Source organism: Pseudoflavonifractor sp. SW1122, from assembly GCF_012027765.1.
GTDB classification, from domain to species: domain Bacteria; phylum Bacillota; class Clostridia; order Oscillospirales; family Oscillospiraceae; genus Enterenecus; species Enterenecus faecium.
Map to the genome: position 1 here is coordinate 43,591 of NZ_SJOS01000012.1, position 16,665 is coordinate 60,255.

18 protein-coding genes, 3 tRNA genes and 1 other RNA gene are annotated in these 16,665 nt (G+C 55.3%); 11 read left to right on the forward strand and 11 right to left on the reverse strand.

The annotated features are described in order from the left end of the window. Positions 1 to 69 precede the first annotated feature (69 nt). The 3 genes from E0L15_RS04670 to ffs all read right to left on the reverse strand — a co-directional run bounded on the left by E0L15_RS04670 (position 70) and on the right by ffs (position 2,520). On the reverse strand, positions 70 to 411 hold the full coding sequence (locus tag E0L15_RS04670; RefSeq protein WP_168124698.1) for a YbaB/EbfC family nucleoid-associated protein: 342 nt from the start codon (positions 409 to 411) through the stop codon (positions 70 to 72). Between the two features lie 32 nt (positions 412 to 443). Then, complete coding sequence (gene dnaX / locus E0L15_RS04675; protein WP_168124699.1) at positions 444 to 2,210, reverse strand: DNA polymerase III subunit gamma/tau; 1,767 nt, start codon at positions 2,208 to 2,210, stop codon at positions 444 to 446. A 45-nt stretch (positions 2,211 to 2,255) separates the two neighbouring features. Further along, an RNA gene (gene ffs / locus E0L15_RS04680) (signal recognition particle sRNA large type) lies at positions 2,256 to 2,520 on the reverse strand. A gap of 160 nt (positions 2,521 to 2,680) precedes the next feature. Between ffs and E0L15_RS04685 the strand changes: the two genes are divergently transcribed. After that, positions 2,681 to 2,756 (forward strand) — tRNA-Ala (locus E0L15_RS04685). Between the two features lie 172 nt (positions 2,757 to 2,928). On the opposite strand, the gene E0L15_RS04690 is transcribed toward E0L15_RS04685, so the two are convergent. Genes E0L15_RS04690 through E0L15_RS04700 form a run of 3 tightly spaced genes read right to left on the reverse strand, consistent with a single transcriptional unit; the run spans position 2,929 to position 3,928 of the window. Continuing rightward, a complete protein-coding gene (locus E0L15_RS04690; RefSeq protein ID WP_168124700.1) occupies positions 2,929 to 3,414 on the reverse strand; it encodes a phage holin family protein in 486 nt (161 codons plus the stop codon). Next, positions 3,398 to 3,706 carry a hypothetical protein gene (locus E0L15_RS04695; RefSeq protein ID WP_087370441.1) on the reverse strand — a complete coding sequence of 103 codons (309 nt, stop codon included), beginning with the start codon at positions 3,704 to 3,706 and terminating at the stop codon, positions 3,398 to 3,400. Before E0L15_RS04695 ends, E0L15_RS04690 begins: the two co-directional genes overlap by 17 nt. A 24-nt stretch (positions 3,707 to 3,730) precedes the next feature. Continuing rightward, the gene (locus E0L15_RS04700; protein ID WP_168124701.1) at positions 3,731 to 3,928 is read right to left on the reverse strand and encodes a hypothetical protein; all 198 of its coding nucleotides are present in this window, start codon (positions 3,926 to 3,928) and stop codon (positions 3,731 to 3,733) included. A gap of 510 nt (positions 3,929 to 4,438) precedes the next feature. Between E0L15_RS04700 and E0L15_RS04705 the strand changes: the two genes are divergently transcribed. Both E0L15_RS04705 and E0L15_RS04710 read left to right on the forward strand, forming a co-directional pair. Beyond that, the gene (locus E0L15_RS04705) at positions 4,439 to 4,654 is read left to right on the forward strand and encodes a hypothetical protein (RefSeq protein ID WP_071433763.1); all 216 of its coding nucleotides are present in this window, start codon (positions 4,439 to 4,441) and stop codon (positions 4,652 to 4,654) included. A 186-nt stretch (positions 4,655 to 4,840) separates the two neighbouring features. After that, on the forward strand, positions 4,841 to 5,461 hold the full coding sequence (locus E0L15_RS04710; protein ID WP_168124702.1) for a uracil-DNA glycosylase family protein: 621 nt from the start codon (positions 4,841 to 4,843) through the stop codon (positions 5,459 to 5,461). 7 nt (positions 5,462 to 5,468) lie between these two features. Here the strand turns inward: E0L15_RS04710 and E0L15_RS04715 are convergent, their stop codons facing one another. Both E0L15_RS04715 and E0L15_RS04720 read right to left on the reverse strand, forming a co-directional pair. Continuing rightward, positions 5,469 to 6,347 carry a helix-turn-helix domain-containing protein gene (locus E0L15_RS04715; protein WP_168124703.1) on the reverse strand — a complete coding sequence of 293 codons (879 nt, stop codon included), beginning with the start codon at positions 6,345 to 6,347 and terminating at the stop codon, positions 5,469 to 5,471. A 176-nt stretch (positions 6,348 to 6,523) separates the two neighbouring features. Continuing rightward, a complete protein-coding gene (locus E0L15_RS04720; RefSeq protein WP_206020565.1) occupies positions 6,524 to 7,339 on the reverse strand; it encodes a glycerophosphodiester phosphodiesterase family protein in 816 nt (271 codons plus the stop codon). A 238-nt stretch (positions 7,340 to 7,577) separates the two neighbouring features. Here E0L15_RS04720 and E0L15_RS04725 point away from each other — a divergent pair, with 238 nt between their 5' ends. The 5 genes from E0L15_RS04725 to E0L15_RS04745 all read left to right on the forward strand — a co-directional run bounded on the left by E0L15_RS04725 (position 7,578) and on the right by E0L15_RS04745 (position 11,918). Then, positions 7,578 to 7,790 carry a helix-turn-helix transcriptional regulator gene (locus E0L15_RS04725; protein WP_087390038.1) on the forward strand — a complete coding sequence of 71 codons (213 nt, stop codon included), beginning with the start codon at positions 7,578 to 7,580 and terminating at the stop codon, positions 7,788 to 7,790. Next, positions 7,787 to 8,524, forward strand: coding sequence for a DUF3169 family protein (locus E0L15_RS04730; RefSeq protein WP_168124705.1), 738 nt, complete (start codon positions 7,787 to 7,789; stop codon positions 8,522 to 8,524). Before E0L15_RS04725 ends, E0L15_RS04730 begins: the two co-directional genes overlap by 4 nt. A gap of 11 nt (positions 8,525 to 8,535) precedes the next feature. Next, a complete protein-coding gene (locus tag E0L15_RS04735) occupies positions 8,536 to 9,426 on the forward strand; it encodes an ATP-binding cassette domain-containing protein (protein WP_168124706.1) in 891 nt (296 codons plus the stop codon). Positions 9,427 to 9,440: 14 nt separating this feature from the next. Beyond that, complete coding sequence (locus tag E0L15_RS04740; protein WP_168124707.1) at positions 9,441 to 10,688, forward strand: ABC transporter permease; 1,248 nt, start codon at positions 9,441 to 9,443, stop codon at positions 10,686 to 10,688. A gap of 102 nt (positions 10,689 to 10,790) precedes the next feature. Further along, positions 10,791 to 11,918, forward strand: a complete 1,128-nt coding sequence (locus E0L15_RS04745) for a DUF362 domain-containing protein (RefSeq protein WP_087370411.1) — start codon at positions 10,791 to 10,793, stop codon at positions 11,916 to 11,918. Between the two features lie 210 nt (positions 11,919 to 12,128). On the opposite strand, the gene E0L15_RS04750 is transcribed toward E0L15_RS04745, so the two are convergent. Next, positions 12,129 to 12,202: transfer RNA gene (locus E0L15_RS04750), tRNA-Gly, on the reverse strand. Between the two features lie 383 nt (positions 12,203 to 12,585). On the opposite strand from E0L15_RS04750, the gene E0L15_RS04755 reads away from it, so the two are divergent. After that, positions 12,586 to 13,896, forward strand: coding sequence for a putative ABC transporter permease (locus E0L15_RS04755; protein ID WP_168124708.1), 1,311 nt, complete (start codon positions 12,586 to 12,588; stop codon positions 13,894 to 13,896). Positions 13,897 to 13,990: 94 nt separating this feature from the next. Here E0L15_RS04755 and E0L15_RS04760 read toward each other — a convergent pair. Further along, positions 13,991 to 14,067 (reverse strand) — tRNA-Arg (locus E0L15_RS04760). 100 nt (positions 14,068 to 14,167) lie between these two features. After that, complete coding sequence (locus tag E0L15_RS04765) at positions 14,168 to 14,800, reverse strand: redox-sensing transcriptional repressor Rex (RefSeq protein ID WP_087229511.1); 633 nt, start codon at positions 14,798 to 14,800, stop codon at positions 14,168 to 14,170. A 143-nt stretch (positions 14,801 to 14,943) separates the two neighbouring features. On the opposite strand from E0L15_RS04765, the gene E0L15_RS04770 reads away from it, so the two are divergent. Beyond that, a complete protein-coding gene (locus tag E0L15_RS04770) occupies positions 14,944 to 15,333 on the forward strand; it encodes a spore cortex-lytic protein (RefSeq protein WP_168124709.1) in 390 nt (129 codons plus the stop codon). 10 nt (positions 15,334 to 15,343) lie between these two features. Further along, positions 15,344 to 16,525 carry a peptidoglycan-binding protein gene (locus E0L15_RS04775; protein ID WP_168124710.1) on the forward strand — a complete coding sequence of 394 codons (1,182 nt, stop codon included), beginning with the start codon at positions 15,344 to 15,346 and terminating at the stop codon, positions 16,523 to 16,525. The last annotated feature ends 140 nt before the right edge of the window (positions 16,526 to 16,665 follow it).

Here is a 16,665-nt window from a genome sequence, read left to right on the forward strand (position 1 = left end):
TGGTTCCTCCTTATCAATGGGTTCAGGGCTGCTCTCTTGTGAGAAAGCAGCCCTTGAGGGTCGTGTGTATTAAAACGGCAGTCCCAGACCTCCGGTGAGGCGGGACATCTGGCTGGCGGCATCGTCGGCAGCCTTGCGCAGGGCCTCGTTCACCGCCGCCACAATGAGGTCCTGGAGCATCTCCACGTCATCGGGGTCCACGGCCTCGGGGTCGATGGTCACAGAGGTGACCTCCTTCTTACCGGACACCACAGCGGTCACCACGCCGCCAGCGCTGGCCTCGTAGGACTTGCTCTCCAGCTCCTCCTGAGCCTTCATCATGTCCTGCTGCATCTTCTGGGCCTGGCGAATCATGTTGTTCATGTTTCCGCCCATGCCACCCATACCGCGGGTATTAAATCCTTTTGCCATCCGAATTACCTCCTATGTCATATCCTAACAAATTATTCTACGGTTACATTGCTGTGCCCCGCTGCCAGAAAGGCGTCCAGAGCATCCCCTTCTTCTGGGGGTTGTGAAGTAGGCGGCGTCTGCACCGTCTCTGCCGGAGGCGCTCCCACCTGAACTTTCACCGGGACCCGCTGTCCCATATATCGCCCAACCACCTGGGAGACCGCTCCAGAGATATCCGGCTTCTCCACCAGGTCCGCCACAAACTGATTGGCGGCCCAGATAGTCACCACATCCCCGTCCCACCGTCCAGTGAGCATGGCGGGCATGGAGAAGAAGGTATAGTCTCCGGTGGACAGCACACCCTTGAGCTGGCCACACACTACGTTCCAGCCGGGCCATCCCGTCTGTCCTCCCACGTGTGTCACAGACTCGGGCGGGGCTGGCTGAGGCTCAACCACAGGGGGTGCCGGAGTCTCCTGCACCGGCGCTTCCTGTAAAGGCTTTTTACTTGCAGGTTGTTGGGGCACCGGTTTCTCTGCCACCTCCCAGGGTGGAGGGTCAGACGCCACCGGAGTGGACAGGTCTGGCTCAGGCTGTGTGCTCTTTTGAGCCGGAGTTGGTGCCGGACTTCTCTGTAAAGGTTTTTCGCTTGTCGTTTGCTGAACCACAACGCCGGAAGCCAATTGCTGCTCCAACTTTGCCACTCTGGCAGTCAAGGCATGGACACTTCCGTCCAGAGAGGGGTCACACAGCATCACCAAGCACAGCTCCATGTCCGTGCGTCGGTTTGCGGAGTGGACCAGCTCGCCCGCGGTCTTCTGCACTAAAGCGAGCATCTGGACCAGCCGAGGCACGTCGAACAGCTGTCCCAACCGCTCCAGGGTGCCCGAGTCATAGCCCCCGGTGAGCAGTCCCGCCCCGCCCTTGGGGGCGCTCTTACTCACCAACAAGTCCCGCAGCAAAGCGGACAGTTCCCCGGCCAAGGCTGCCATCTCCTTGCCTCCGGTGTACAAGCTGGCCAGTCGTGCCAATGCGCCAGACAGGTTGCCCGCTGCGATCTCCTCCAACAGCGCCACCGTCTGGAGATTACCCGCCAGGCCCAGCACCTGAAACACCCGGTCCTGGTCTACGGTCCCCCCTGCCCCCACACACTGATCCAGCAGGGATAGGGCGTCACGCATACCGCCATCGGCCAGACGGGCGATGAGCTGTGCCCCCTCTTGGGTCAGCTCAATGCCCTCCTGAGCGGCCACATAATTCAAACGTCCGGCGATCTCCTCGGCCCGGATGCGCTTAAAGGCGAATTGCTGGCACCGGCTCTTGATGGTGGCCGGCACCTTGTGCAGCTCTGTGGTGGCCAGGATAAACATCAAATGGGCGGGTGGCTCCTCCAGAATTTGCAGCAGCGCATTGAAGGCCTGAGGCGAGAGCATGTGCACCTCGTCGATGATATACACCCGCTTTGCCACGGTGGCCGGGGTATAGGCCGCCTCCTCCAGCATGGCACGCACGTCGTCCACGCGGTTGTTGGAGGCTGCGTCCAGCTCCACCACGTCCAGGATGGAGCCGTTCTCAATGCCCACACACGCCGGACACTGGTTGCAGGGGTTGCCGTCCTGAGGATGCTGACAGTTCACGGCCCGGGCCAGAATTTTGGCACAGGTGGTCTTACCCGTTCCTCTGGTGCCGGTAAACAGATAGGCGTGGGTCAGCCGTCCCCCCTGCACCTGACGCTTGAGGGTCTCTGTAATATGTCCCTGCCCCACCACGTCGTCAAAGCTGCGGGGACGCCACTTTCGGTACAACGCCTGGTACAAACGCCTCACCCCCTAAAAAGGAAATCGCTTGTGTACAGAATAAGACCGCGCACCGGCCTTTGAAGCACAAAATATACCCGTTACCCATACAGCCGGCTCAAGACCGGCACCCCCGCGGCACACGCAGCGGTCCGCTTAGTGCTGCTCGGTTCCCCGCCTGACACGGTTCACGGGGCTACGTTGCGCAGGACCAATCCATCATCGCTGCTTATATGGGGCAGTCAGTACATTTTGTCTCCGGGGGCCGGGATTCATCCCTGCTATAGCGGGTTGCAGATACAGGGCACCGCTAACTCCCCGACTAGCGCGGCCTTACTCCACACACAAGCGTGTTAAAAGCCGATGGTTATTTTATCACATCGTCACGACTTTTTCAACTGAATTTTAAACTTTTCCCCTTTGGACTCTTTTTTCATTTTCTCCATTTTTCTCTTTACAAACTGTTTTTTTCTGTTATAATAGTTGGGTACGGGCCTGTAGCTCAGCTGGGAGAGCGTTCGGTTCGCATCCGAGAGGTCGACGGTTCGATCCCGTTCAGGTCCACCAAAACAAAAGCACCTGCTTAAGCAGGTGCTTTTGTTTTGGGCGCCATAGGCTCATTTCATGCTCGGCGGAAGTCAATTCCGCCTACGCTGCCCCCACCTTCTCAAGGGAAGACACGCTGGAAAGTCGTGTCTTTTTTGCTAGCAAAGAATATTCCACCAAAGTTTTGTGCCCATCATCGTCTTCTTCCCCTGACAATACCAACGAGGTTAATCGCCAAAATAACCAGCGCGACTACCATCGTTCCATTCCAGCCAGACATATCTTTCCCTTGCAGCATCATGACCAAATAGAAGATACAGGCCAAAGCTATCAGCAGCACCACCGCCCATGAACTGCGGCGCATAGTCCGTTCATGGCGAGATACGGATTCTTCGTAGGAGATGTCCAGAGCATTCTCGCAGTCTTCCTGTGTATTCAGAGATTTTCCATCTACAAAAAACTCCACTTTTTCGCTAGGCCAAACCACAAAGTGGCAGGTCTTTCCCCACAGTTCAAGGGTTTCATCCAGACCTCCACGAGCAGCCTGAAAGCTCCTACGGTAGACAGTTTTTTGGAATTTATCGTCTGCCCACAAGACATATTTATTATTCATCACTTGACAAAGGATTGCGTGAGGTACTCCATCCACAGTGGTGCTCCAGTTATACTCTTTCGTCATTCGTTGCCTCACTCCCGTTAACTGATCGTTTTCCGTGGTACAGATTCCGAATATACGCCACAGCCCCTGCCAGCAAGAAGAGAGCAAGCAACCACAGCATCATAGAGGCAACCAGTTCCTCAGTGTATAGGGCAATCGCAAAATAAACCACCATAGCAATTCCAGACACAAGCATCATGCATATCAAGGCAACTAACGGATAGCGAATCCAGCGGCTAACGCCCCTGTTTGCACTGAGTTGCACCAAGACAGCCCCTACCATCCCCAAAATGAATACTATAATAAGTTCCATGTTCGCTCCCCCATTGCTTCGGCATCAAATGAAATCCAGCAGCGAACGGACAAACTTCCGCAGCTCGCGACTGGAAGCGGCACAGGCAATCACCAGGAAGAGCCCCGCAAGGAACATCCACAAGCCGGTATCAGGGCCAGCACCGACAAGTCCAAATCCCATGAGCAGCACACCAAAAACTGCAATTATCTTCATGACATGTTTGCTCAATGCCTTGATCATACGCCACTCTCTCCTTTTTCTCACTTCGATTCGCTGCTATTATACCACATCTTCCTATTACTGTCATCCATCACTTCAACCGATAGATGGGGCCAATCTTTTTTCTGTTGGGATGTCACGCTTATTTATAAAAACCACGTCATTTTCTCATTTCACTCTCAGTAAGCGATTTGTCAAGGGTTTTTCCCCCTGAAAAGCACACATTTTGAAAGAGAGGGGCTTAAGCCCCTCTTGGCCACCATAAAGCACTGAAGCTGGTAGCACCGAAGCCGGTCCTTTGACGGCTCCCAGCTTCGGTGCTACCAGCAGGACGTGGGCCCGCTGGAGCGTCCCCCTCGGAGAGCGCACGGCTGCCGTCAGGCAGTACCTCCGCCCGCTTGCGGGTGGTGAGTAAGTGCGCCCTAGGTATAATTACTTTCTGGCCAGGGACAACTTGAAAGCGATTTCCTTTATGTGTTATAATTAAGAACAAACAGGGCAACAAATTAGAAGCTGTGGAGGCGGCCATTTATGAAAAATAAAATTTTTAAATATATTGGATTGGAAGTTCTTTTATTGCTTGCTTTGATGCTATGTGGAACTATTGTTGTAAAAATATTCAATGTTGCGCTGAAATTGCAGTTTGAAAGCATAGGGACTACAGGGTTTATCGCAGGATTATGCGCTTGGCTTATATTGTTGATTGGCTGGGGCATAAAAGCAGCTAAAGCAAAAAGGAACAAGTAACTTCCCATTTGTCGGGGGGCCGAATAAGATGGGGCATGGCGCTTCCCGTAGCGCCATGCCCCGTTGCATATATGACTCCTTTCCCTCTGCTGGTTATCACTTTTGCCACAAATGAACCGTCAGCCGATGTAATGTAGTAGGTAGCGTAAACCACCCTTTATACAGTAACTCCCAGGAGGAAATTCTATGGAAGAAACGGTTCGTTCCATTCACCCCTATGAGCCCTACATTCCAGAGGGTGCCACCAAACTCATCATTGGAACCATGCCGCCCTTTCGGTTTTGCACCTCCGGCGGAAGAGCCTTACACGACAACGATGTGGATTTCTACTACGGCTCCAGAGATAATTCTTTTTGGAAGCTACTTTCTGAGGTGACCGACACCCCGCTGGCATTTACAAACACCATGGAAGCAGTAAACCAACGAAAGCAGCTGTTGCAGGAGTTACACATCGGTATCACCGATATTGTGGGCAGCTGCATCCATCGAAACGGCAAATCCGATGACGCCTCGTTAATCTCCATTGAGCCCAAGCCTCTGGATCAGCTGTTGCTGGAGCACCCCAACATTGAGGAATTGATCTATACCAGCAGAGCCGAAGTGAAAAAGCTCGTCAACCGTTTCTTTGCAGACAAGGGTCCCCATCCCAGGAAAAAGGACAACACATGGGAAGAAAGCGTCTGGATCAACGGCAGACCATACGGGGTGACCAGACTCTACTCGCCCTCCCCCATTGCACTGTGGAGCGTCAGCGCCGATGCACGTCTGGAACAATATCGACGTGTCTTTATAGCTGGCAACATTTGAACCTTACTCAATGATATTTTCTCCAGAAAAACACCAGAGAGATCACACCCGGTATGCCGATATACAACATCAGGGCAATCACAGAAATCGTTCCAATGAGCTCCATATCCGAAACCGAAAAAACTGCGGCAAGGTATAACAGCGTCAAGGGCAACGAGATGACGCCGATGATTCTATGGGCCAGGTTCCAGGTATCTTCATCCCGCACCGTCCATGGCAGACGCAGGCCGGTATGCCGCTGATATGGCAGCCGTGGAGAAAGCGCACCAAAGAAAAGGAACAGACCGGAAAACACGCCCATAAGCAACCACTGTTCCTGCTGCGCCGTCAGTGTAATCACCTGGGCTTGCAGCAAGCCACAAACTGCCAGCAACACAATCAGAAACACTGCATTGAATATGGTCACAACTTTCAGCGCTTTCATCTGGGATATGGAAACCGTACTCTCGGAAAACAGAGACAAATTCCGATACAGGATCAGCAGCGACAATGCAATGCAAGCCCCTACCAAGAGCAGCGATGCCAAGGGATTGTCCACTAGGATCACAACCATCAGAGCTGCAAAGGAGAGAAAGACGATTTGCCCCCGCTTCTGGCTGGCCAATGTATTTCTCTGAAGCTGTTGATTCCGCTCCGCCAGTTCCTCGTTGACCCTTGCCAACTCATCGGTCAGGTCCACGGTTTCTTCCTCCGGCGTCAGGTCCAGCAGTACGCCGACCGGCACATCCAACGCTCGAGATATTCTAATTAGGACCTCTGCATCTGGCACAGACACATTGTTTTCCCACTTGGACAACGTCTGGCGGACCACATGCAGTTTAGCAGACAGTTCTTCCTGGGTATATCCCCTCTCCCGGCGGTATTTCTTAATGTTATCACCTAGCATGACTCAATCACCATCCTTGCCCGCATTGTACGAGAGAACACCAAACTTGTAAAGCAACAAGTTTTAACATGGGGCCATCAGGCTCCAAATCATCACTTTTTAGCAACAGCAGAGGGTCTGCGGCCATTCAGCCGCAGACCCTCTGCTGTTTTCATTCAGCTCCATGATAAAATTTCTCACGGCTGAAATTCCTCAAAAATAGGCAGGCAGCCCTCCTGCTCCACCCGCTGCATAGATGCAGAATCCCGGATGGTCCAGCTCACCTCCTGGCCCCGCCACAGGCGTCTGGCCAGAAACAGAGAGAGTTGGCGGCGGTCCTTCCACTTATAGGCCACAAAATCCGGGCACGTCACCAGGTTGGTGAGCACATTGGTCATCACCACCGCCGCCACCAGGGGCATCCCGCTGCGCTCACGGATGAAATTCTGACTCAGCTGACCCCGGCAGATTTCAGGACGGTGCCGCTTAAGCCACATCAACACCTTGGGGTGAAAGGACTCAATGCAATAGTTGACCTTGTAGCGGTCCAGCACCTGACAGGCCGCCTTGGCCAGCCGAGCCGCATTTTTCTCCGCTTTCAGCTCCACAATCAGCGGGGCCCGCCCCTCAAAGAGAGGCAGCACCTCCTCCAAAAATGGGATTTTCTCCTGGGTGCCCTCCAGGCGGTACTGAGACAGCTGCTCCGCCGTTAGAGAAGCCACATCCACGTCCACCCCAGCGGTACGCAGCAGGGAGTCGTCATGGATGACCACCAGGCTCCCGTCCCGGGTCAAATGCACGTCCAATTCCGCCCCGTACCCCCGCTCTGCCGCCCGGCGAAACGCGGTCAGGGAATTTTCCGGGATGCCCCGTGTTTCATCATGCAGCCCCCGGTGGGCATATCGGTATCGGCGCAGCACCTCCCACGCCGGGTGTCCATGGCGGCACCGCACCGACATAACCCAAAAGAGCAGCAGTGCCGCAACAACTCCTATCACAATCCATATTCCCATGGTTTCCATCCAACCTCTCATGTATCTGACGAGGTACCGTGAGGTTTCGCCCTTGCCTCCGGACCACCTCTCCATTATACCGAAGCTTTTGAAAAAATCCACCCTCTTCACCGGGTGGAAACAGATTTTTATGTTTTCTTTATTTTTCCCTATTGACAACAATCCTTGTCAATGCTATCTTATGTTTGACAAAGATAGCTGTCATAACGCAAATAATACTTGTCAAGGAGGGGTGCTCATGCCGCTACAGAATCGACTCAAGGAGTTTCGGGCAGCCCAGGGCATCAACCAGCAGGAGCTAGGGACATTGGTGGGAGCCTCCCGGCAGACCATCAGCCTCATTGAGCGAGGGGACTACAACCCCTCCATCACCCTGGCCCTTCGCATTGCCCAGGTGTTCCACCTCCCGGTGGAGGACGTCTTTTATCTCACAGAGGAGGAGTCATCATGAAAGAAGCTAAGAAAAAATCACCCGCTCGTATCTATGTTACCTTCGCCGTGATCATCATCATCTGCGGCCTCATTGGCGGCATCGTGGGCGTTGCCGCCGTGTCCAATGAGTTCTCTGTCCGCAATCTCGGCGAGCAGTTCAACCTGATGCTGGCTTCCCTAGGTCCCTGGTGCTATCTCCCCGGATTTTCGCTGTTGATAGGGGCCACTTGGTACTACTTCCGGGGAAAGCGTTTGATCCCCAAGGCTTTGGCGGACGACGAGGCATTTCCCCAGGCCAACCTGACTTTGTGCCGGGCCATGTTTCTGGCCAATCTGGCCACGGTGCTCATGTTCTTGGCCATGGCCCTGGGCTATGCAGCCTCTTGGGGGTTCAACCTCTCCTGGTTCCTACTCATCGGGCACATCATCTGGATGACAGCAATTCAAGCCCGCATCATCTCCGCTACTAAGAAACTATTTCCCGAAAAGCGTGGTGATATTTTTGATTTTAAGTTTCAAAAGGACTGGTACGAGAGCTGCGATGAAGCCGAGCGGCAGCAGACCGCCCAATGCAGCTACCAGGCCTTCAAGGTAATGGGTCTGATTTTCCCCGGCATCATGGCAATACTATCCATTCTATCCGTCATTGACCTGGTCGCCCCTTCGTATAGTCTGTTGGTGGGCGGTCTCTGGCTGGTACAGCAGTTTGTGTACAACTACACATCCCTACAAATGGATAAAAAGAGAAGTTGAGGTAAGCAATAATGAAATTGGAACTACGCAACATCGAAAAGAGCTTTGGAGCCAAGCAGGTGCTCCAGGGCATCTCCCTCACCGCTGAGGGAGGCCAGGCCTTCGGCCTGCTGGGCCGAAACGGCGCCGGTAAGACCACCACCATCCGCATTCTCATGGACGTCTTCCCTCAAAATAGCGGAGAAGTTCTCCTGGATGGGAAGCCCATCGACTACCGCAAGGTGTCTTTGGGCTACCTCCCCGAGGAGCGAGGGCTGTACCCCAAAAAGCCCATCGGGCAACAGCTGGTATACTTCGCCCAGCTCAAGGGGATGAAGCGTGCCAATGCGTTGGCCTCGGTGCGCCACTGGCTGGAACGGCTGGGTATGGAGGAGTACGAAACCAAGCGGCTGGACACCCTGTCCAAAGGCAACCAGCAGAAAATCCAACTCATCACCGCCCTGGCCCATGACCCCGATATCATCGTACTGGATGAGCCCTTCTCCGGCCTGGACCCGGTAAATGCCGCTCTGCTTAAAGATGTGGTGAAGGAGCAGATTCAAAAGGGAAAAATCGTCCTCTTCTCCTCCCACCAGATGAACTACATCGAGGAGTTCTGCCAGGAGATCGCCATTCTCAATCAGGGCAAAATCGCCATCTCTGGCAACCTGGAACAGATCAAGCGCAGCTATCCCCGGGACCGTCTCACCGTGTTCAGCCCCCAATACCGGGAGATTCTCTCCCAACTGGGCAACCGCTGCCAGCTGGTGCAGCCCGGCGAGGTTCTTCTCCGCCTGGACAGCCCCAGCCAGAAGCAGGAGATGATGGGGCAACTGGTGGCCCGCTACGACATTGACCGGGTGCAGGTCTACGAGCCGTCCCTCAACGACATCTTCGTGGAATACGCCGGGGACCACGTGTGAAGGGAGAAGAGATCATGAGACAATTTCGTACTATTCTCAGCTTTGAGCTGAAAAACTACTTTAAAAACAAGGTATTCGTGGGCTCCACCCTATTCATTGTGGCTGTTCTGGCCGTGGTGATGTTCCTGCCCAACCTGATTGGTTTCTTCGGCTCCATGGGCGGAGATTCCTCCGACGAGCCCACCGAGCAGTCGGTGATTTTGGTCTCCGCCCCCTCTCAAGAGATGGGCGAGACCATTGCCAAAGCCCTGGCCGCTGCCTTCCCTGACCAGACGGTGACTTGGACGCAGGACGACCTCGCTAAAATCAAGGAGCAGGTGTCCAACCAAGAGGCAGACTGCGCCCTGGTCTTTGACTCCCTGACTTCCTACACTTATTATGTGTACAATCGTTCTCTCTACGACCAGACCACCCAGGTGGCCAATCAGGTCCTGGTAAGTCTGGCCCAGGTGGAGGCCATGACCCAACAGGGACTGAGCCCGGACCAGGCCGGGGAGATTCTCTCCCTTCAGATTGACGCCAAAGAGGAACTTCTGGGGGTGGACCAGGCCCAAAATTACTGGTACACCTACATTATGACGTTGGCCCTGTACATGGTCATCATGCTCTACGGCCAGATGGTAGCCTCCCACGTGGCCACTGAAAAGAGCTCCCGAGCCATGGAACTGCTCATCACCAGCGCTACCCCGGTAAACATGATGTTCGGCAAGGTGCTGGCCTCCTGCATCGCCGGGTTTGTCCAGCTGGCGGTCATCTTCGGCTCCGCCCTTCTCTTCTACCAGCTCAATCTGGACGCTTGGGGCGGCAATTCCGTGATGACCTCCCTGTTTGACATGCCCCTGTCCCTGCTGGTATATCTGCTGGTGTTCTTCGTTCTGGGCTTCCTTCTCTATGCCTTCCTCTACGGCGCCATCGGCTCCACTGCCACCAAGCTGGAGGATATCAACACCTCCATCATGCCTCTGTCCATGCTCTTTGTCATTGCCTTCTGCGTGGTCATGTTCAGCATGGGCAGCGGTGCGGTGGACAACATCGCCATGATGGTGTGCTCGTTCGTCCCCTTCACCTCCCCCATCGCCATGTTTGCCCGCATCGCTATGAGCACCGTCCCTGTCTATCAGATTGTCCTGTCCATCGGTATTCTGGCGGTGTCTGTGGTGGGTATCGGGGTGCTGTCCGCCAAGATCTACCGAGTGGGCGTGCTCCTCTACGGCACTCCGCCCAAAATTGGCGCCATCCTCAAAGCAGTTTGGCAGGCCTAACTTTTCAAAGCCTTCCCGGATGATTCTTGCCAAATTCTCCTGGCTCCGCTATACTGTTCTTACATGACTTTCACCCTATTTCGAGACAAGGAGCAATGAGGTATGGAAAAAGCAAACGTTTACTACACCGATTTCCGCACCAAGCTGGGCGAGGGCCTTCCCACCAAGCTCAAGCGGCTCATCCGGGCCGCAGGCATTGGCGAGATCGACATGGATAACAAGTTCGTGGCCATCAAGATGCACTTCGGCGAGCTGGGCAATCTGGGCTTCCTCCGCCCCAACTACGCCAAAGCTGTGGCTGATGTGGTGAAGGAGCTGGGTGGCCAGCCCTTCCTCACCGACTGCAACACCCTCTATGTGGGCAGCCGGAAAAACGCCCTGGAACACCTGTACTGCGCCTGGGAAAACGGCTTCACCCCCATGACTGTGGGCTGTCCCATCCTCATTGGGGACGGTCTGAAGGGCACCGACGACGTGGAGGTCCCCGTCAACGGAGAGTACGTCCAGAACGCCAAGATCGGCCGAGCCATTATGGACGCTGACGTGTTCATCTCTCTGAACCACTTCAAGGGCCATGAGATGGCGGGCTTTGGCGGCGCCATCAAGAACATCGGCATGGGCTGCGGCTCCCGGGCCGGTAAGAAGGAGCAGCACCACAACGGTCAGCCCTCCGTACACCAGGACAAGTGCGTGGGCTGCAAGTCTTGCATGAAGGAGTGCGCCAACCAGGGCCTGGCCTTTGACGAGACCACCCGGAAAATGCACATTGTCACCGAGAACTGCGTGGGCTGTGGCCGGTGCATCGGCGCCTGCAACTTTGACGCCATCGACTTCTCCAGTTGGGCCGCTGTGAAGGACCTGAATTGCCGCATGGCGGAGTATGCCAAAGCAGTGGTGGACGGCCGTCCCAACTTCCACATCTCTCTCATTGTGGACGTCAGCCCCAACTGTGACTGCCACGCCGAGAACGACGCCCCCATCCTCCCCAACATCGGCATGTTCGCCTCCTTTGATCCCCTGGCCCTGGACCAGGCCTGTGTGGACGCCTGCCTGGCCTGCGATCCCCTGCCCAACAGCCAGCTCAGCGACAACATGGCCAAGCCGGATTTCTGCGACCACCACGATCACTTCGAAAACAGCACGCCCGACTCGGAGTACAAGACCTGTCTGGAGCACGCTGAAAAGATCGGCATCGGCTCTCGCAGCTATGAACTGGTGTTCCTGAAGTAAGACTCAAAAATGCCTGGAGAGGGCTTCTCTCCAGGCATTTTTATAATTATAAGTACAGGGTCCCGCAAAGCCGGGCGGCGCTGGTGCGCCGTACAAGTGTTTTCGCCTGGGCGAAAACCTTGGCGCAGGCGGAATTCACTTCCGCCGAGCATTGAAATGAGCCTATGGCTCCCAATGAAAAAGACACGCTTTTTAGCGTGTCTTTTTCATTGGAGCGGGTGAGGGGAATCGAACCCCCGTGTTCAGCTTGGGAAGCTGACATTCTACCATTGAACTACACCCGCATATTTCAACTCGGTGAAGCTTATTATAATACACCCCCTGGGAAATTGCAAGCATTTTTTCTCCCCTATCTTCCTCATTATCCCTCCACTTTTCTACACCTTGCCCAAAACTTTATTTGTATTTTACAATTCCACCCTTTACTTTTCCGGTACATGTTGCTATAATGTACAACAGTGCAAGAGAAAAGAGGTGAAACTTGTGAAAGAATATCCCCGCAAGCCTGATGTGGATGATATGATTTTCGGTGATGATCGCACCGTGCCCAGCCAGCGCTGATCTCCCATCAGCCCGCAATGCTGCATATTTTTTGACTCACCCCAGTAATCAGCAATACTGTGGTGAGTTTTTGTCTTTCTCAGAACAACCCCGAAAGGAGCTTTTCATGACATACTCACTCTCCCAACTGGCCTGGTTCTTTCTCATCTATTCCATTCTAGGCTGGTGTATCAGCGTGGCATTCTGTGCCATCAAAAAACATTCCTTTGTCAACCCAGGCTTTCTCAACCTTCCTGTCAGCCCCATTTACGGCATTGGAGCGGTACTCTCCACGGTGTTCCTCTCGGAACTGACCCACCGTCCCCTGTTCTTTATTCTGGGCTCCTGCGTTCTGTCCGGCATTCTGGTCATTACCACCGGTGTCGCTCTGGAGCGCATGCTCCACCGCAGATGGTGGGACTTCTCCGACCACAAATTCCACTTCCACGGGTACATCTCTCTGCCCCTGCTGCTGGTGCTGGGTGTGGGCGCATGGCTGTGTGTGAGTTTTCTCAACCCCCTTCTAGCCTTGGTGTTGGGTGACCTCCCTCCCCTGCTGTCCCGCATCCTGGTTCTGGTGGGATTGGGACTGGTCGCCCTGGACCTGGCCCTCTCTCTAGGCATCACGGTACAGATGGGGGTGCGTATCCGCCGTCTGGAACAGCTGTCCCGAGACTTCCAGGAGCTCACCGCTCTCTTCGGCCACGCCATCACCCGGCGGGTCCAGACCCGTATGCTCCACGCCTTCCCCAATCTGGAGCAGGCCGCCCCCTCCCAAAAGCCCAAGCCCACGGTGTTTGCCCAGGGCTGTTCTCCCACCAAGCTGATTTGGATTTTCTTCATTGCCGCCCTGCTGGGCGATATCATCGAGACGCTGTTCTGCCGGGCCACCATGGGCATCTGGATGAGCCGCAGCAGTCTCATCTACGGTCCCTTTAGTATCGTGTGGGGCCTGGGCGCTGTGATGTTCACCGCCCTGCTCTATCGGTACAAAGACAAGAGCGAGGGCTACCTCTTCCTTGCCGGCACCATTGTGGGTGGTGTGTACGAATATGTGTGTAGTGTCTTCACCGAGCTGGTCTTCGGCACCGTGTTCTGGGATTACAGCCACATCCCCTTCAACCTGGCCGGGCGCATCAATCTGCTCTACTGCTTCTTCTGGGGCATTGCCGCCGCCGTGTGGATGAAGGTCCTCTATCCCCGCCTGTCCCGTCTCATTGAGCGCATCCCCATGAAAGCGGGCAAAGTGCTCACCTGGGTGATTGTTGTGTTCATGGTGTTCAATATGGCCATCTCCGCCCTGGCTCTGGGCCGGTATCAACAGCGCCAATCGACCCCTGACGCCCCCACCAACGGCTTCACCGAATTTTTGGACCACTACTACCCCGACGAGCGGATTCATCAGGTCTACCCCAACATGAAACAGGTCACGGACTGACCGAGAAAAAAACGTCCGATGCTGATTCCTGCATCGGACGTTTTCCTATGTCTCCGGAAGAAAAAAAGGCAAGTCCCTTTCGGAACTTGCCTTTTGGTACGGCTGGAGGGATTCGAACCCCCGACCTTTTGGTTCGTAGCCAAACACTCTATCCAGCTGAGCTACAGCCGCTTGTCGCTGTCGTTTTCTGGCGACTCGTATATACTAGCACAGCTGAAATGAAATTGCAAGTGTTTTTTTCGATTTTTTCAAAAATTTTTGAGAGGTCTATTTACTCCTCAGAAATCATATAACTCAGCGTTAGCAGGCTGTCTGCAAAGTGCACGTTCTCCACTTTCACATCGGGCATTTCCTGCTCCGGCAGCTCCACATTGGTGAAATTCCAGATTCCGTCCACCCCCAGCTTGCTCAGGCGGCGAGCGGTGGCCACGGCCACAGACCCAGGCACCGTCAGAACCGCCACGCTCACCCGGTGCTCCCGCACAAAGGTGTCCAGACCATCCACATGGTAGACGGGGACGCCGCCCAGCTTGGTGTCCACCAGGTCCGGGTTGACGTCAAAGGCGGCCACCAGCCGGAAGCCATTGGCACGGAACGGGAAATTCTCAATGAGGGCACGGCCCAAGTTACCGGCACCCAAGATGAGCACGGTGTGGCCTCGGTTCATCCCCAGGATCTCTGCCACCTCACCCCGCAGCCGCTCCACGTTGTACCCGTATCCCTGCTGACCGAACCCGCCAAAGCAGGACAGATCCTGGCGAATCTGGGAGGCCGTCAGGCCCATGGACTGGGCCAAGGCTCCGGAAGAGATTCGAATGGTACCGGCACGATATAAGTCATCCAAATGGCGATAATAGCGGGGCAAACGCCGGATCACCGCCGAAGAAATCTTATCTTTTTTCATATGACACCCTCACATCCCGTCAGAGTTTTTCGGCATTTCATCTTTCTTTTGATCACTATACGCAATTCATTTTATCTCATTGTCATAAGTTTGTCAATTTCCATGTGCAAGTTCTTGCAACATTTCTCAAGGAGGTCCTAGCATTGGCACAAAACGGTTCTCTCATCGTCCACGTCTATGCGTCCCGGGCACAGCTCCCCATACAGGGGGCCACGGTGTTGGTATCCCAGCCGGACGGACAGGGTCGGCATCAGCTTCTATCCGTGCTCATCACAGACGAGAGCGGCGTGGCTGGCCCCATCTCCCTGCCCGCTCCCGACGTCGCCCTCAGCCAGAGTCCCGGCTCCCCCCTTCCCTTCTCCTCCTACTCTCTGGTGGTAGAGCACCCGGGGTATCAGGTGGCCGTGTTTGGAAATCTCCAGATCTTTTCTGGGGTGGAGACCACCCAGAGCGTGCCCCTCATCCCTCTGGCCATCCCCGAGTCCTCCACCCCTCGCCCTCAGTTCACCAACGTCACGCCACAACCGCTGTAAGGAGGCTTCTATGTCTGTATCCGTCATTCCCTACATTCCACAGTACATCACCGTCCACCTGGGCCAGCCCAAGGAGGCAGCGGAGAACGTCACGGTGACCTTCCCCGACTACATCAAAAATGTGGCCTCCAGCGAGGTGTACCCCACCTGGTCAGAGGAGGCGCTGAAAGCCAACATTCTGGCCCAGATCTCCTTTGCCCTCAACCGGGTGTACACCGAGTTCTACCCCAGCCGCGGGTACGACTTTGACATCACCAGCGAGACCCAAAACGATCAGAAATTCATCAAAGGCCGGAGCACCTTTGAAAACATCGACCGCCTGGTGGACGACATGTTCACCACCTACATCCGCCGAGTGGGCTTTGTGGAGCCCCTGGCGGCCAAGTTCTGCAACGGTACCACCTCCACCTGTGACGGCCTGTCCCAGTGGGGCAGTGAGGCCATGGCCCAGGAGGGGGCAGACTACATGACCATTCTGCGCAACTACTACGGGGACGACATCGAACTGGTCAACGACGCCCCCATCCGGGATGTGCCCAACTCCTACCCCGGCTATCCCCTGCGCCAGGGCTCCTCCGGGGAGGACGTGGTGGTGCTCCAGGCCATGCTCAACCGCATTGGACAGAATTACCCTGCCATTCCCCGCCTGGCCCAGGTGGACGGCATCTTTGGGCCACGCACGGAGGAAGCCGTGCGGGTGTTCCAGTCCGTCTTTGGGCTGGCAGTGGATGGTATCGTGGGTCGGGGTACCTGGTATAAGCTGGTGTTCCTCTACGTGGCCGTCACCAAACTCTCCGAGCTGGTCAGCGAGGGCCAGAGCTTTACCCAGGTCCAGGGCCCCTCGGGCATCCAGGTGCTGCGCCAAGGCGACCGGGGCCCCGCCGTCTCCGCCCTCCAGTATTTCCTCTCCCTCATCGGGCAATACTCCTTCAATCTGCCCACCCTGGCCATTGACGGCATTTTTGGCCCCAAGACCAAACAGGCGGTGCAGGATTTCCAGAAAGCCTACAATCTGCCCGCCACCGGCGTGGTGGACAACGCCACGTGGCTGAAGCTCTACGACGAGTACGTGGGCATTGCCACCACCTCTCTGGCCAACGCCAACCTGCCCATCTCCCCCTCGGAGATTGAAAATCAATTCCAGGCCGGACAATTCCCCGGCTATCCGCTCTCCTACGGCAGCAACGATTAAGGAGGTATCTCAACCATGGAACTCAATCTCACCGGCGCTCCGGTACGAGACATTCAGCACATGCTCAACGTCATCTCCACCACCCATCCCGCCCTGCCCCGCCTGGTGGAGGATGGGGTGTTTGGGGAGCGGACCCTGGA

Coding starts and splice junctions, on each gene's coding strand:
- E0L15_RS04735 (WP_168124706.1), top strand. CDS start 8,536: ATGAAATTGGAACTACGCAACATCGAAAAGAGCTTTGGAGCCAAGCAG.
- E0L15_RS04690 (WP_168124700.1), bottom strand. CDS start 3,414: ATGACGAAAGAGTATAACTGGAGCACCACTGTGGATGGAGTACCTCAC.
- E0L15_RS04705 (WP_071433763.1), top strand. CDS start 4,439: ATGAAAAATAAAATTTTTAAATATATTGGATTGGAAGTTCTTTTATTG.
- E0L15_RS04725 (WP_087390038.1), top strand. CDS start 7,578: ATGCCGCTACAGAATCGACTCAAGGAGTTTCGGGCAGCCCAGGGCATC.
- E0L15_RS04700 (WP_168124701.1), bottom strand. CDS start 3,928: ATGATCAAGGCATTGAGCAAACATGTCATGAAGATAATTGCAGTTTTT.
- E0L15_RS04710 (WP_168124702.1), top strand. CDS start 4,841: ATGGAAGAAACGGTTCGTTCCATTCACCCCTATGAGCCCTACATTCCA.
- E0L15_RS04695 (WP_087370441.1), bottom strand. CDS start 3,706: ATGGAACTTATTATAGTATTCATTTTGGGGATGGTAGGGGCTGTCTTG.
- E0L15_RS04720 (WP_206020565.1), bottom strand. CDS start 7,339: ATGGGAATATGGATTGTGATAGGAGTTGTTGCGGCACTGCTGCTCTTT.
- E0L15_RS04755 (WP_168124708.1), top strand. CDS start 12,586: ATGACATACTCACTCTCCCAACTGGCCTGGTTCTTTCTCATCTATTCC.
- E0L15_RS04745 (WP_087370411.1), top strand. CDS start 10,791: ATGGAAAAAGCAAACGTTTACTACACCGATTTCCGCACCAAGCTGGGC.
- E0L15_RS04670 (WP_168124698.1), bottom strand. CDS start 411: ATGGCAAAAGGATTTAATACCCGCGGTATGGGTGGCATGGGCGGAAAC.
- E0L15_RS04740 (WP_168124707.1), top strand. CDS start 9,441: ATGAGACAATTTCGTACTATTCTCAGCTTTGAGCTGAAAAACTACTTT.
- E0L15_RS04775 (WP_168124710.1), top strand. CDS start 15,344: ATGTCTGTATCCGTCATTCCCTACATTCCACAGTACATCACCGTCCAC.
- E0L15_RS04715 (WP_168124703.1), bottom strand. CDS start 6,347: ATGCTAGGTGATAACATTAAGAAATACCGCCGGGAGAGGGGATATACC.
- E0L15_RS04730 (WP_168124705.1), top strand. CDS start 7,787: ATGAAAGAAGCTAAGAAAAAATCACCCGCTCGTATCTATGTTACCTTC.
- E0L15_RS04765 (WP_087229511.1), bottom strand. CDS start 14,800: ATGAAAAAAGATAAGATTTCTTCGGCGGTGATCCGGCGTTTGCCCCGC.